We start from the raw sequence: 13,005 nt of genomic DNA on the forward strand, positions 1-13,005 counted from the left end.
GAATCCGGCCGGATCCGGGACGCACGGCGCTCCACGGGATGTTGACGCTGCGTAATTTCCGCTGCGTATACGGCCGAGTGTTCGGAGGCCCGTACTCCTACCGAGGAGTACGGGCCTCGGCGGTTCTTACGGCCCCGCTCGATGTCACCCCGGGGCCGTCGGAGAGGTAGGGTCGTAGGCGGTCGGGGACATCTCATACAACTCGCCGGGGTGAAAGCCCCGCGTACCTAACGAGGAGATCGGTTCGTGACGATCCGCGTAGGCATCAACGGCTTTGGCCGCATCGGTCGTAACTACTTCCGCGCGCTGCTGGAGCAGGGTGCGGACATCGAGATCGTGGCTGTCAACGACCTGGGTGACACCGCGACCACGGCCCACCTGCTGAAGTACGACACCATCCTGGGTCGTCTCAAGGCAGAGGTCAGCCACACCGCCGATACCATCACCGTCGATGGTCACACGATCAAGGTGCTCTCCGAGCGCAACCCGGCCGACATCCCCTGGGGTGAGCTGGGCGTCGACATCGTCATCGAGTCGACCGGCATCTTCACGAAGAAGGCCGACGCCGAGAAGCACATCGCCGGCGGCGCCAAGAAGGTCCTCATCTCGGCTCCGGCCAAGGGCGAGGACATCACCATCGTGATGGGCGTCAACCAGGACAAGTACGACGCGGCCAACCACCACGTCATCTCCAACGCCTCCTGCACGACCAACTGTGTCGCGCCGATGGCCAAGGTTCTGGACGAGAACTTCGGCATCGTCAAGGGCCTCATGACGACGGTCCACGCGTACACGAACGACCAGCGCATCCTGGACTTCCCGCACTCGGACCTGCGTCGCGCCCGCGCCGCCGCCGAGAACATCATCCCGACCACCACCGGTGCCGCCAAGGCCACCGCCCTGGTGCTCCCGCAGCTGAAGGGCAAGCTGGACGGCATCGCCATGCGCGTCCCGGTCCCGACCGGCTCGGCCACCGACCTGGTCGTGGAGCTGCAGCGCGAGGTCACCAAGGACGAGGTCAACGCCGCGTTCAAGAAGGCCGCGGACGACGGCGACCTCAAGGGCATCCTGTACTACACCGAGGACCCGATCGTGTCCTCGGACATCGTCGGCGACCCGGCGTCCTGCACCTTCGACTCCTCGCTGACGATGGTTCAGGAGGGCAAGTCGGTGAAGATCCTCGGCTGGTACGACAACGAGTGGGGTTACTCCAACCGCCTCGTCGACCTGACTGTCTTCGTCGGCAACCAGCTCTGACCGTCGGACCGGCAGGCACCTCGATGTGAGCACGGGGCTCGAACAGCGCAACGCCGCGCCGTTCGAGCCCCGTCGCATGCTCTCCCGCCCTCCAAGGAGTTCAGCAAGATGAAGACGATCGACGAACTGATCGCCGAAGGGGTCACCGGCAAGCGCGTATTCGTCCGCGCCGACCTCAACGTGCCGCTGAGCGGCACCACCATCACCGACGACGGCCGCATCCGCGCCGTCCAGCCGACCGTGGAGAAGCTCGTCGCGGCCGGCGCGCGGGTCGTCGTCGCCTCGCACCTGGGCCGCCCCAAGGGCGCTCCGGACCCGGCCTTCTCCCTGGCGCCCGCCGCCGCCCGCCTCGGTGAACTCATCGGCACGGACATCGCCTTCGCGACCGACACGGTCGGCGAGTCCGCCCGCGCCACGGTCGCCGCGCTGGGGGACGGCGAGGTCGCCGTCATCGAGAACCTCCGCTTCAACCCCGGCGAGACGTCCAAGGACGACGTCGAGCGCGGCGCCTTCGCCGATCAGCTCGCCGAGCTCGCCGACCTGTACGTGGGCGACGGCTTCGGAGCCGTGCACCGCAAGCACGCCTCGGTCTTCGATCTCCCGGCCCGGCTGCCGCACGCCGCCGGTGACCTGATCGCCACCGAGGTCGGCGTCCTGAAGAAGCTCACCGAGAACGTCGAGCGTCCGTACGCCGTGGTGCTCGGCGGCTCCAAGGTCTCCGACAAGCTCGGCGTCATCGACCACCTCCTGGAGCGCGCCGACCGCATCCTGATCGGCGGCGGCATGGCGTACACCTTCCTCAAGGCCCAGGGCCACGAGGTCGGCAGCTCGCTCCTGCAGGAGGACCAGATCCCGGCGGTGCTGGAGTACCTCAAGCGCGCCGAGGACAAGGGCGTGGAGTTCGTGCTCCCCGTCGACGTCGTGGTCTCCGCGCAGTTCCCGGACCTCAAGGCCAAGGCCCCGACCGAGCACCGCACCGTGCCCGCGGACGCCATCCCGGCCGGGTTCATCGGCCTGGACAACGGCCCCGAGACCAACACGCTGTACGCATCGAAGCTCGCCGACGCCGCCACCGTCTTCTGGAACGGTCCCATGGGCGTCTTCGAGCACCCCGACTACGCCGAGGGAACCCGGGCCGTCGCCCAGGCCCTCGTCGACTCCTCGGGCTTCAGCGTCGTCGGCGGCGGCGACTCCGCCGCGGCCGTCCGCACCCTGGGCTTCGACGAGAACGCATTCGGACACATCTCGACCGGTGGCGGTGCCAGCCTCGAATACCTCGAGGGCAAGACGCTTCCCGGCCTCGCCGCACTGGAGGACTGACCTTTCATGACCACTCGTACCCCGCTGATGGCGGGCAACTGGAAGATGAACCTCAACCACCTCGAGGCCATCGCACACACCCAGAAGCTCGGCTTCGCGCTGACCGACAAGGACTACGACACCGTCGAGGTCGCCGTCCTGCCGCCCTTCACCGACCTGCGCTCCGTGCAGACCCTGGTCGAGGGCGACAAGCTGAAGATCAAGTACGGCGCCCAGGACATCTCGGCGCACGACTCCGGCGCGTACACCGGTGAGATCTCCGGCCCGATGCTCGCCAAGCTGCGGTGCACCTACGTCGCCGTCGGCCACAGCGAGCGCCGCCAGTACCACGGTGAGAACGACGAGATCTGCAACGCCAAGGTGAAGGCCGCGTACAAGCACGGCCTGACCCCGATCCTCTGCGTCGGCGAGGGCCTGGACATCCGCAAGGCCGGTGACCAGGTCTCCTACACCCTCGCGCAGCTCGACGGCGGTCTGAAGGACGTACCGGCCGAGCAGGCCGAGTCCATCGTGATCGCGTACGAGCCGGTCTGGGCCATCGGCACCGGCGAGGTCGCCACCCCCGAGGACGCCCAAGAGGTCTGCGGAGCGATCCGCCGCCGGCTGGCCGAGCTGTACTCGCAGGAGCTGGCCGACGCCGTCCGCATCCAGTACGGCGGCTCGGTGAAGTCCGGCAATGTCGCCGCGATCATGGCGCAGCCCGACGTGGACGGTGCGCTGATCGGCGGCGCCGCGCTGGACGCCGACGAGTTCGTCAAGATCGTCCGCTTCCGCGACCAGTGAGTATGCGGTAGCGCGGATCCGTCGTACCCTTGCGGGGGCCGTGGAGGGTGTAGCCTCCCGGCCCCCGTTGTTCGCACATGCAGTCCAGAGGATTTCCGGAAAGTAGGGACCAGCCGTGATTTTGGCGTTCGAGATCGCCCTGATCGTCTTCAGCCTGCTGCTGATGCTGCTGGTGCTGATGCACAAGGGAAAGGGCGGCGGCCTCTCCGACATGTTCGGTGGCGGCATGCAGTCGTCGGTCGGCGGCTCCTCGGTCGCGGAGCGGAACCTCGACCGGATCACGGTGGTCGTCGGTCTGGGATGGTTCGCGTGCATTGTTGTGCTTGGCCTGCTGATCAAGCTGGACAACTGACCCGTCGTACGCGATTCCCGGTGATGGTGTAACTCCTTTCACTGGACGCGCGTTGGGCCTTACGTAGACTGGGGCATCTTCGAGCACCATCACGCAGGGAGTTACGACCGTGGCAAGTGGCAACGCGATCCGGGGAAGCCGGGTCGGAGCGGGGCCGATGGGGGAGGCCGAGCGCGGCGAGTCCGCGCCGCGCCTCCGCATCTCCTTCTGGTGCTCGAACGGGCACGAGACGCAGCCGAGCTTCGCCAGTGACGCGCAGGTACCGGAGACTTGGGACTGCCCGCGCTGCGGCTTCCCGGCCGGCCAGGACCGGGACAGCCCGCCGGACCCGCCGCGCACCGAGCCGTACAAGACGCACCTCGCGTACGTACGAGAGCGGCGCAGCGATGCGGACGGCGAGGCCATCCTCGCCGAGGCCCTGGCGAAACTCCGGGGCGAAATCTAGAAGTTTACCGGCCGGGCACCCACAAGGTGCCCGGCCGGACTGCTTCAGGGCCTGTCCGGCGGATCAGGGCCGGACAGGCCCTGGCCGTGCCGCAGGTCTCCATTGCCGCGTCGGCCCTTCTGATCAATTAGGTTGGAGGTGCAGCGGGGCATCTGCAGGCACGAGAAGAATTGGGCTGATATCCGGGATGAATACACGTAGCCGAACCAGGCTCAACCAGACGCCCGAGTGGACCGCTCTGGGCAAGCACCGCGAGCAGCTCGGAACGACACATCTGCGACAGCTCTTCGCGGACGATCCGCGGCGCGGTACCGGATACACCCTCCGGGTCGGCGATCTGTACATCGACTACTCCAAGCACCTGGTCACCGACGAGACGCTGCGGCTGCTGCGCGAACTCGCCGCGGCCACCGGGGTGGCCGAGCTGCGGGACGCGATGTTCCGCGGCGAGAAGATCAACACCACCGAGGACCGCGCCGTCCTGCACACCGCGCTGCGTGCCCCGCGCGACGCGGTGATCGAGGTCGACGGCGAGAACGTGGTGCCGGGTGTGCACGCCGTGCTCGACAAGATGGCGGCGTTCTCCGACCGCGTCAGGTCGGGGGAGTGGACCGGTCACACCGGCAAGCGCATCAAGAACGTCGTCAACATCGGCATCGGCGGTTCCGACCTCGGCCCCGCCATGGCGTACGAGGTGCTGCGCTCCTTCACGGACCGCGAACTGACCGTCCGCTTCGTGTCGAACGTCGACGGCGCCGACCTCCACGAGGCGGTGCGCGATCTCGACCCGGCCGAGACGCTCTTCATCATCGCGTCGAAGACCTTCACCACGATCGAGACCATCACCAACGCCACCTCCGCCCGCAACTGGCTGCTGACCGGTCTGGGGGCCGGCCAGGACGCGGTCGCCAAGCACTTCGTGGCGCTGTCCACGAACGCCGAGAAGGTCGCGGACTTCGGCATCGACACCGCCAACATGTTCGAGTTCTGGGACTGGGTCGGCGGCCGCTACTCGTACGACTCCGCCATCGGTCTCTCGCTGATGATCGCCATCGGCCCGGACCGGTTCCGCGAGATGCTCGACGGCTTCCACCTGGTCGACGAGCACTTCCGCACCGCCCCCGCCGAGAACAACGTCCCCCTGCTGCTGGGCCTGTTGGGCGTCTGGTACGGCGCGTTCTTCGACGCCCAGTCGCATGCCGTGCTGCCGTACAGCCACTATCTGTCCAAGTTCACCGCGTACTTGCAGCAGCTGGACATGGAGTCCAACGGCAAGTCCGTGGACCGGGACGGAAATCCGGTCGACTGGCAGACCGGACCGGTCGTCTGGGGCACCCCCGGCACCAACGGGCAGCACGCCTATTACCAGCTGATCCACCAGGGCACCAAGGTCATCCCGGCCGACTTCATCGGCTTCGCCGAGCCGGTCGCCGACCTGCTGCCCGGCCTGGTCGCCCAGCACGATCTGCTGATGGCCAACTTCTTCGCCCAGACCCAGGCGCTGGCCTTCGGCAAGACGCCGGACGAGGTCCGTGCCGAGGGCGTCGCCGAGGAACTGGTGCCGCACAAGACCTTCCGGGGCAACCACCCGACGACGACTATCCTCGCCGACCGGCTGACCCCGTCCGTGCTCGGCCAGCTGATCGCGCTGTACGAGCACAAGGTCTTCGTCCAGGGCGCCGTCTGGAACATCGACTCCTTCGACCAGTGGGGCGTCGAACTCGGCAAGGTCCTCGCCAGGAAGATCGAGCCGGTGCTCACCGAGGGCAAGGGGGGCGAGCAGCTGGACAGCTCGACCGCCGCGCTCGTCGAGGCGTACCGCGCCCGCCGGGGGCGCTGAGCCGATGACCACGGGGGAGGGGACGGTGCGGCTGCGGCCGCCGAACAACACGCTGGACGCGAGGGCCGTGGGATGGTGGCGGGCCCAGTGGCTGCTGCTGACCGCGGCCCCCGTGGTCGTCCTGGCCGTGCTGGGCGTACTCATCGAGCCCGCCCGGTTCTGGCTGCTGCTGCCCGCCGCGATCCTCGCGGTCCTCGGCACCGGCTGCGCCGTCCTCCTCCCCGCCTGGTGGTTCCGCACCCATCGCTGGGAGGTCACCGACGAAGCGGTGTACGTCAGGACCGGGGTCTTCCGGCAGGAGTGGCGGATCGCCCCGATGTCCCGGATCCAGACCGTGGACACCGTGCGCGGACCGCTCGAACAGCTCTTCCGGCTCGCCACCGTCACCGTGACCACCGCGTCGGCCAAGGGCGAGGTGCGGATCGAGGGCCTCGACCACGAAACGGCGGCCGAACTGGCCGAGCGGCTGACCCGGATAACCCAGGACACCCCCGGGGACGCCACATGAGCTCCGAGGCGGCCGTCTCCCCCTCCCCGGACGCCGGGGGCGAGCAGAGCCGGGCCCAGGGCCCCGGCACGGCCACCGCCGCCGACTGGCGGCACCTGGACCGGCGCACGGTGCTCGTCAGCGCTCTCGTCACGGCCGGAGTGGCCGCCGGTGCGGCCGTGCCCACCACGCTCGGCCTGTCCGGACGGTTCGGCTTCGGGCCCGCGGTCGCCTGGGTCCTCGCCGGCTCGATCCTGCTGATCGGCTCCGCGGCGGCCGGCGACCACGTACGGTGGCGCCGCACCCGCTACCGCGTCGGCGCCGACCGGGTCGAGCTCCACACCGGGCTGCTCCTGGTCAAGAAGCGCTCACTGGCCCGGGAACGCATCCGCAGCGTCGACCTCACCGCCCATCTGCTGCAACGGGTGCTCGGCCTGGTCACCGTCCGCATCGGCACCGGCGAGCACTCCGGCAACGACTCCACCCTCGAACTCGACCCGGTCACCCGGCCCGAGGGCGAACGGCTCCGCCGCGAACTCCTGGAACGCACGGCCACCGGCGCCCCGGGCACCCATCGCGAGGGCGAGCTCGTCGCCCTCGACCCGCGCTGGATCCGCTACGCGCCGGTCTCGTTCGTCGCCCCCGCGCTCGGCGGTGCGGCGGCCGGCGCGGTGATGCAGGTCAGCGACTGGTTCGGGGCGCAGGGGCGGGTGATCGAGTGGGTCGGCGACCGGTTCCGGGACACCTCGCTGCTCGCCATGATCGTGACCCTCGCCCTCGCCGCGGTGCTCGCCGGTGTCGTCGGCGCGCTCGGCCTGTGGGTCGAGATGTGGTGGAACTACCGGCTGGAGCGCGAACCCGGCGGCACCCTGCGCATCCGCCGCGGACTGCTGACCTCCCGCTCCGTCTCCATCGAGGAGCGCCGGCTGCGCGGCGTCGGCCTCGTCGAACCGCTCGGCATCCGTACCTTCGGCGCGGCCCGGGTCGACGCGATCACCACCGGACTCGCCAAGGACGACGAGGAGCAGCACGGCGACCACAACACCCTGCTGCCCGCCGCGCCCAGGACCGTCGCCGACGCGGTGGCCGCCGACGTCCTGCGCGAGACCACGTCCCCGACCGGCGCCCCGCTGACCGGGCACCCCCTCGCGGCCCGTGGCCGCAGGCTGCGCCGGGCGTTCTGGGCCGTCGCGGCCCCGGCGCTGGTCCTGGCTCTCCTGGGCGTGCTGCTGACACCCGTCCTGCTCTGGATCGCGCTCGCCTGGACCGTCGTGGCGCTGCCCGCCGGGGTGTTCCTGGCCCGGGACGCGTACCGCGGCCTGGGGCACGCCATCAGCGGCGACTACCTGGTGGTGAGGTCCGGCAGCGTCAGGCGCTCGACCGCCGCGCTGGAGCGGGCCGGAGTCATCGGCTGGACGGTCCGGCAGACGTACTTCCAGCGGCGGGCCGGGGTGCTGAGCGTCACCGCGACGACGGCCGCCGGAGCGGGCGCGTACACGGCGTACGACACGGACGCGAGCGAGGGCCTCGACTTCGCCTCCGAGGCCGTGTCCGGCCTGCTGGAACCCTTCCTGGAGCGCATCCCGCCCACCGGCTGACCCCGGTCGGCCGTGCGTGGTGTCGATCACGCAGAACCGGTTTCCCTCGGGGTCCGCCAGCACCACGAAGTCCGGGTCGTCCGGGTACAGATCCCAGTCGACCCGCACCGCGCCGAGTGCGATCAGCCGGTCCACCTCGGCGTCCTGCTCCTCGGTGTACAGATCGAGGTGGACCCGGGGAACCTCCTGCACCGGCGTACCGCTGCGGCCCAGGGCCAGCCCGGCGCCGGGCCCCTCGGCCGGGACCAGCACCACCCAGTCGTCCTTCGACGGCTCACGCTCCACGTAGTCGAGCGCCGCCTTCCAGAACTCCGCCGCACGCCGTACGTCCGACGCACCCATCACCACGGTCCCGATACGCACCATGGCCCGAGTCCTTCACGCCCTCACACAGCAGGCCCGGCCGCTCCGAGGAGCGAACCGGGCCTGTGCGCAACGGAACTGACGGTCACTCAGGGAGAGGCCGGCGGATACAGCGCGCGCGGCAGCCGGGAGGCCGCCGCCGCGTCCAGCAGCCACAGGGTGCGGCTGCGTCCATACGCACCGGCCGCCGGGGCCTGGATCTCCCCGGCCCCCGAGAGCGCGATCTCCGCGGCCTCCGCCTTGTCCTCGCCCGCGGCGAGCAGCCACACCTCGCGCGCCGCCCGGATCGCGGGCAGCGTGAGCGAGACGCGGGTGGGCGGCGGCTTGGGGGCGCCGTGCACACCGACGACGGTGCGCTCGGTCTCCCGTACCGCGGGCAACTCCGGGAAGAGCGACGCGACATGCGTGTCCGGGCCGACGCCCAGCAACAGCACATCGAACGTCGGCACCGGGCCGTGGTCCTCGGGACCGGCCGCGGCGGCCAGTTCCTCGGCGTACGCGGCCGCCGCCGCGTCGGCGTCGTTGCCGAACGGGCCGTCCGAAGCGGGCATCGCGTGCACCCGGGACGGGTCCAGCTCCACCGAGTCCAGCAGGGCCTCGCGGGCCTGCGTGACATTGCGCTCCGGATCGCCCTCCGGCAGGAACCGCTCGTCGCCCCACCACAGATCGAGCCGCGACCAGTCGATCGCGTCCCTGGCGGGCGCGCCGGCGAGCGCGGCCAGCAGGCCGTTGCCGTTGCGCCCGCCGGTGAGGACCACCGAGGCGTAGCCGCGTGCGGCCTGGGCGTCCACGATCTTCGTGATCAGCCGGGCCGCGGCGGCCTGCGCCATCAGCTCCTTGTCGCGGTGCACCACGAGTTGAGGGGCACTCACTTCGACGCCGCCTTCTTGGCCGCGGTCTTCTTCGCGGCGGCCGGGGCGGCGGCCGGGGCGGGCTCGGCCGGCTGCGGACCGGCCGGTCCGCCGAGCTTCGCCACGCCGAACTTCACCGTCGCCTCGTAGGTGTTGTCCGGGTCCAGACGGCGCAGCTCCTCGGCGAGCAGCTCGGCGGTGTCCCGCCGCTTGAGCGCCACCGCGCGGTCCGGCTGGCCCTGCATCGAGAGCGTGGCCAGCGAACCGTCGGGACGGTCCAGGACGATGACGCCGTTCTTGGTCTCCATCCGCACGGCCGTCAGACCGGGGCCGGCGGAGACGGTGCGCTCCACCGGCACCTTGAGCCGGTCCGCGAGCCACATGGCGAGCAGCTCGCAGCTCGGGTTCTCCGACTCGCCCTCGACCGTCGCCGAGACGACCTCGACGTGCTGCTGGTCGAGCGCGGCCGCCAGCATCGAGCGCCACGGCGTGATGCGGGTCCAGGCCAGATCGGTGTCGCCCGGGTTGTACGAGTCGGCGCGCGCCGCCAGCTCCTTGCCCGGGTGCTCCGCCGAGTACGCGTCCGTGATCCGGCGCTGGGCGAGCGCGCCCAGCGGGTCCTTCGCCGGGTCGGCGGGCGCGTCCTCGGGCCACCAGACCACGACCGGGGCGTCCGGCAGCAGCAGCGGCAGGACCACCGACTGGGCGTGGTTGACCAGCTCGCCGTGGAGACGCAGGACGACCGTCTCGCCGGTGCCCGCGTCGGAACCGACCCGCACCTCGGCATCGAGCCGGGCGTCCCGGCGGCTGCGCGGCGAGCGGCTGACCCGCTTGATCACCGCGATGATCCGCGAGGGATGCTCGCGCGAGGCGTCACCGGCCGACTTGAGCGCGTCGTACGCGTTCTCCTCGTCGGTGACGATGACCAGGGTGAGCACCATGCCGATGGCCGGGGTGCCGATGGCCCGGCGGGCCGAGACCAGCGCCTGGTTGATCTTGCTGGAAGTGGTCTCCGTGAGATCGATCTTCATGGCCGGCGCCAGCTCCGTCCGTCTCGTGCGAGCATCTCGTCGGCCTCGGCCGGACCCCAGGTGCCCGCCGGGTACTGTGCGGGCTTGCCGTGCTTGTCCCAGTACTCCTCGATCGGGTCGAGGATGTTCCAGGAGAGCTCGACCTCCTGGTGCCGGGGGAAGAGGTTGGCGTCGCCGAGCAGCACATCGAGGATGAGCCGCTCGTAGGCCTCCGGGCTGGACTCCGTGAAGGACTCGCCGTAGGCGAAGTCCATCGTGACGTCCCGGACCTCCATCGAGGTGCCGGGCACCTTGGAGCCGAACCGCACGGTCACGCCCTCGTCCGGCTGGACCCGGATGACCAGGGCATTGCCGCCCAGCTCCTCGGTGGCGCCGGACTCGAAGGGCAGGTACGGGGCCCGCTTGAAGACGACCGCGATCTCCGTGACCCGGCGGCCGAGCCGCTTTCCGGTACGGAGGTAGAACGGCACGCCCGCCCAGCGGCGATTGTTGATCGTCAGCTTGATCGCGGCGTAGGTGTCGGTCTTCGACTTGGGGTCGATGCCGTCCTCGTCGAGGTACCCGGGGACCTCCTCGCCGCCCTGCCACGCGTGCACGTACTGGGCGCGCACCGTGTGCTTGCCCAGGTCCTCCGGCAGCTCCACCGCCGTGAGCACCTTGAGCTTCTCGGCGACCAGGGCCTTCGGGTGGAAGGAGCCGGGCTCCTCCATCGCGGTCAGCGCCAGCAGCTGGAGCAGGTGGTTCTGGATGACGTCACGGGCGGCGCCGATGCCGTCGTAGTAGCCGGCCCGGCCGCCGATGCCGATGTCCTCGGCCATCGTGATCTGGACGTGGTCGACGTACGACCTGTTCCAGATCGGCTCGAACATCGTGTTGGCGAACCGCAGCGCCAGGATGTTCTGGACGGTCTCCTTGCCCAGGTAGTGGTCGATCCGGAAGACCTCGTTGGGCGGGAACACGTCGTGCACGATCTGGTTGAGCTCCTGCGCGCTCTTCAGGTCGTGGCCGAAGGGCTTCTCGATGACGGCACGCCGCCAGGAGCCCTCCTTCTGGTCGGCGAGTCCGTGCTTCTTGAGCTGCTGGACGACCTTGGGGAAGAACTTCGGCGGCACGGAGAGGTAGAAGGCGAAGTTGCCGCCCGTGCCCTGCGCCTTGTCCAGCTCCTGGATCGTGGTCTTCAGCTGCTCGAAGGCCTCGTCGTCGTCGAAGTTGCCCTGGACGAAGCGCATCCCCTGGATGAGCTGCTGCCAGACCTCTTCGCGGAACGGCGTACGGGCGTGCTGCTTGACGGCGTCGTGGACCTCCTGTGCGAAGTCCTCGTCATGCCACTCGCGGCGTGCGAAACCGATGAGGGAGAAGCCCGGCGGCAACAGGCCGCGATTGGCCAGGTCATAGACGGCGGGCATCAGCTTTTTGCGGGACAAATCGCCCGTGACCCCGAAGATCACCAGGCCCGACGGTCCCGCGATGCGCGGGAGCCGTCGGTCCTGGGGGTCACGAAGCGGGTTGGCTCCGGGAACACCAGACAAGGTGGTCAGCCCTCCGAAGGGGCGAGGCGCTTGAGCTCCGCCTCGGTCGAGTTGAGCAGGTCGATCCAGGCCGCCTCGAACTTCTCGACGCCCTCGTCCTCAAGGAGCTGGACGACGTCGTCGTAGGAGATCCCGAGCTTCGCCACCGCGTCGAGCTCGGCGCGGGACTGCTCGTAGGTGCCGGTGATGGTGTCGCCCGTGACCTGACCGTGGTCGGCCGTGGCGTCCAGGGTGGCCTCGGGCATGGTGTTCACCGTGCCGGGGGCGACCAGGTCGACGACGTACAGGGTGTCCTTGTAGGCGGGGTCCTTGACGCCGGTCGAGGCCCACAGCGGACGCTGCTTGTTGGCCTGGGCCTTGTCGAGGGCGGCCCAGCGGTCCGAGGAGAAGACCTCCTCGTACGCCTGGTAGGCGAGCCGGGCGTTGGCGAGCGCCGCCTTGCCCTTGAGCGCCTTGGCCTCGTCGGTGCCGAGGGCGTCGAGGCGCTTGTCGATCTCGGTGTCCACGCGGGACACGAAGAACGAGGCCACCGAGTGGATCCTGGAGAGGTCCAGGCCCGCGGCCTTCGCCTTCTCCAGGCCCGCCAGGTAGGCGTCCATGACCTCGCGGTAGCGCTCCAGCGAGAAGATCAGCGTGACGTTGACGCTGATGCCCTTGCCGATGACCTCGGTGATCGCCGGGAGACCGGCCTTCGTCGCCGGGATCTTGATGAGCGTGTTGGGCCGGTCCACCAGCCAGGCCAGCTGCTTGGCCTCGGCGACGGTGGCGTCGGTGCGGTGGGCCAGACGCGGGTCGACCTCGATGGAGACCCGGCCGTCCTGGCCGTCCGTGGCGTCGAAGACCGGACGCAGGATGTCCGCCGCGTCCCGTACATCGGCCGTCGTGATCATGCGGATGGCCTCGTCGACCGTGACCTTGCGGGTGGCGAGGTCGGTGAGCTGCTGCTCGTAACCGTCCCCGTGCGAGATCGCCTTCTGGAAGATCGACGGGTTGGTGGTGACGCCCACGACGTGCTGCTGGTCGATCAGCTCGGCGAGGTTGCCCGAGGTGATCCGCTTGCGCGACAGGTCATCGAGCCAGATCGCCACGCCCTCGTCGGAGAGGCGCTTGAGTGCGTCTGTCATGAGAAATGCATCTCCTACTAGTCGT

The 13,005-nt window shown here is 69.8% G+C and carries 12 protein-coding genes and 1 pseudogene; 8 read left to right on the forward strand and 5 right to left on the reverse strand.

Going from position 1 to position 13,005, the window contains the following annotated elements; translation table 11 throughout:
• Positions 1–246: 246 nt before the first annotated feature.
• The 8 genes from gap (at position 247) to ACFVX4_RS16670 (ending at position 8,082) form a co-directional block, all read left to right on the forward strand.
• Positions 247–1,257 (forward strand): type I glyceraldehyde-3-phosphate dehydrogenase, encoded by a 1,011-nt coding sequence (gene gap, locus ACFVX4_RS16635; protein ID WP_124718312.1) that lies wholly within the window; start codon positions 247–249, stop codon positions 1,255–1,257.
• Positions 1,258–1,365: 108 nt separating this feature from the next.
• A complete protein-coding gene (locus tag ACFVX4_RS16640; RefSeq protein WP_389977213.1) occupies positions 1,366–2,577 on the forward strand; it encodes a phosphoglycerate kinase in 1,212 nt (403 codons plus the stop codon).
• 6 nt (positions 2,578–2,583) lie between these two features.
• Positions 2,584–3,360 carry a triose-phosphate isomerase gene (gene tpiA, locus ACFVX4_RS16645; protein ID WP_266420918.1) on the forward strand — a complete coding sequence of 259 codons (777 nt, stop codon included), beginning with the start codon at positions 2,584–2,586 and terminating at the stop codon, positions 3,358–3,360.
• A gap of 115 nt (positions 3,361–3,475) precedes the next feature.
• Positions 3,476–3,712, forward strand: a complete 237-nt coding sequence (gene secG, locus ACFVX4_RS16650) for a preprotein translocase subunit SecG (RefSeq protein WP_072483071.1) — start codon at positions 3,476–3,478, stop codon at positions 3,710–3,712.
• A gap of 109 nt (positions 3,713–3,821) precedes the next feature.
• On the forward strand, positions 3,822–4,157 hold the full coding sequence (locus ACFVX4_RS16655) for an RNA polymerase-binding protein RbpA (protein WP_072483070.1): 336 nt from the start codon (positions 3,822–3,824) through the stop codon (positions 4,155–4,157).
• A gap of 187 nt (positions 4,158–4,344) precedes the next feature.
• Positions 4,345–5,997: a glucose-6-phosphate isomerase gene (gene pgi, locus ACFVX4_RS16660; RefSeq protein ID WP_389977217.1), complete on the forward strand. Its 1,653-nt coding sequence runs from the start codon at positions 4,345–4,347 to the stop codon at positions 5,995–5,997.
• A gap of 4 nt (positions 5,998–6,001) precedes the next feature.
• Positions 6,002–6,505: a PH domain-containing protein gene (locus ACFVX4_RS16665; RefSeq protein ID WP_389977220.1), complete on the forward strand. Its 504-nt coding sequence runs from the start codon at positions 6,002–6,004 to the stop codon at positions 6,503–6,505.
• Positions 6,502–8,082: a PH domain-containing protein gene (locus ACFVX4_RS16670; RefSeq protein WP_389977223.1), complete on the forward strand. Its 1,581-nt coding sequence runs from the start codon at positions 6,502–6,504 to the stop codon at positions 8,080–8,082. The genes ACFVX4_RS16665 and ACFVX4_RS16670 overlap by 4 nt, the downstream gene beginning before the upstream one ends.
• Positions 8,083–8,091: 9 nt before the next feature.
• Here ACFVX4_RS16670 and ACFVX4_RS16675 read toward each other — a convergent pair.
• The 5 genes and pseudogenes from ACFVX4_RS16675 to tal form a co-directional block, all read right to left on the reverse strand.
• A pseudogene (locus ACFVX4_RS16675) lies at positions 8,092–8,448 on the reverse strand (VOC family protein); the annotation flags it as partial.
• 86 nt (positions 8,449–8,534) lie between these two features.
• On the reverse strand, positions 8,535–9,317 hold the full coding sequence (pgl, locus tag ACFVX4_RS16680) for a 6-phosphogluconolactonase (protein ID WP_389977226.1): 783 nt from the start codon (positions 9,315–9,317) through the stop codon (positions 8,535–8,537).
• A complete protein-coding gene (opcA, locus tag ACFVX4_RS16685; protein ID WP_385331528.1) occupies positions 9,314–10,327 on the reverse strand; it encodes a glucose-6-phosphate dehydrogenase assembly protein OpcA in 1,014 nt (337 codons plus the stop codon). The genes pgl and opcA overlap by 4 nt, the downstream gene beginning before the upstream one ends.
• Positions 10,324–11,856, reverse strand: coding sequence for a glucose-6-phosphate dehydrogenase (zwf, locus tag ACFVX4_RS16690; RefSeq protein ID WP_389977229.1), 1,533 nt, complete (start codon positions 11,854–11,856; stop codon positions 10,324–10,326). Before zwf ends, opcA begins: the two co-directional genes overlap by 4 nt.
• Before the next feature lie 5 nt (positions 11,857–11,861).
• Positions 11,862–12,980, reverse strand: a complete 1,119-nt coding sequence (gene tal, locus ACFVX4_RS16695; protein ID WP_389977232.1) for a transaldolase — start codon at positions 12,978–12,980, stop codon at positions 11,862–11,864.
• Positions 12,981–13,005: the final 25 nt, after the last annotated feature.

The organism is Streptomyces sp. NPDC058240, from assembly GCF_042882135.1.
Taxonomy (GTDB): domain Bacteria; phylum Actinomycetota; class Actinomycetes; order Streptomycetales; family Streptomycetaceae; genus Streptomyces.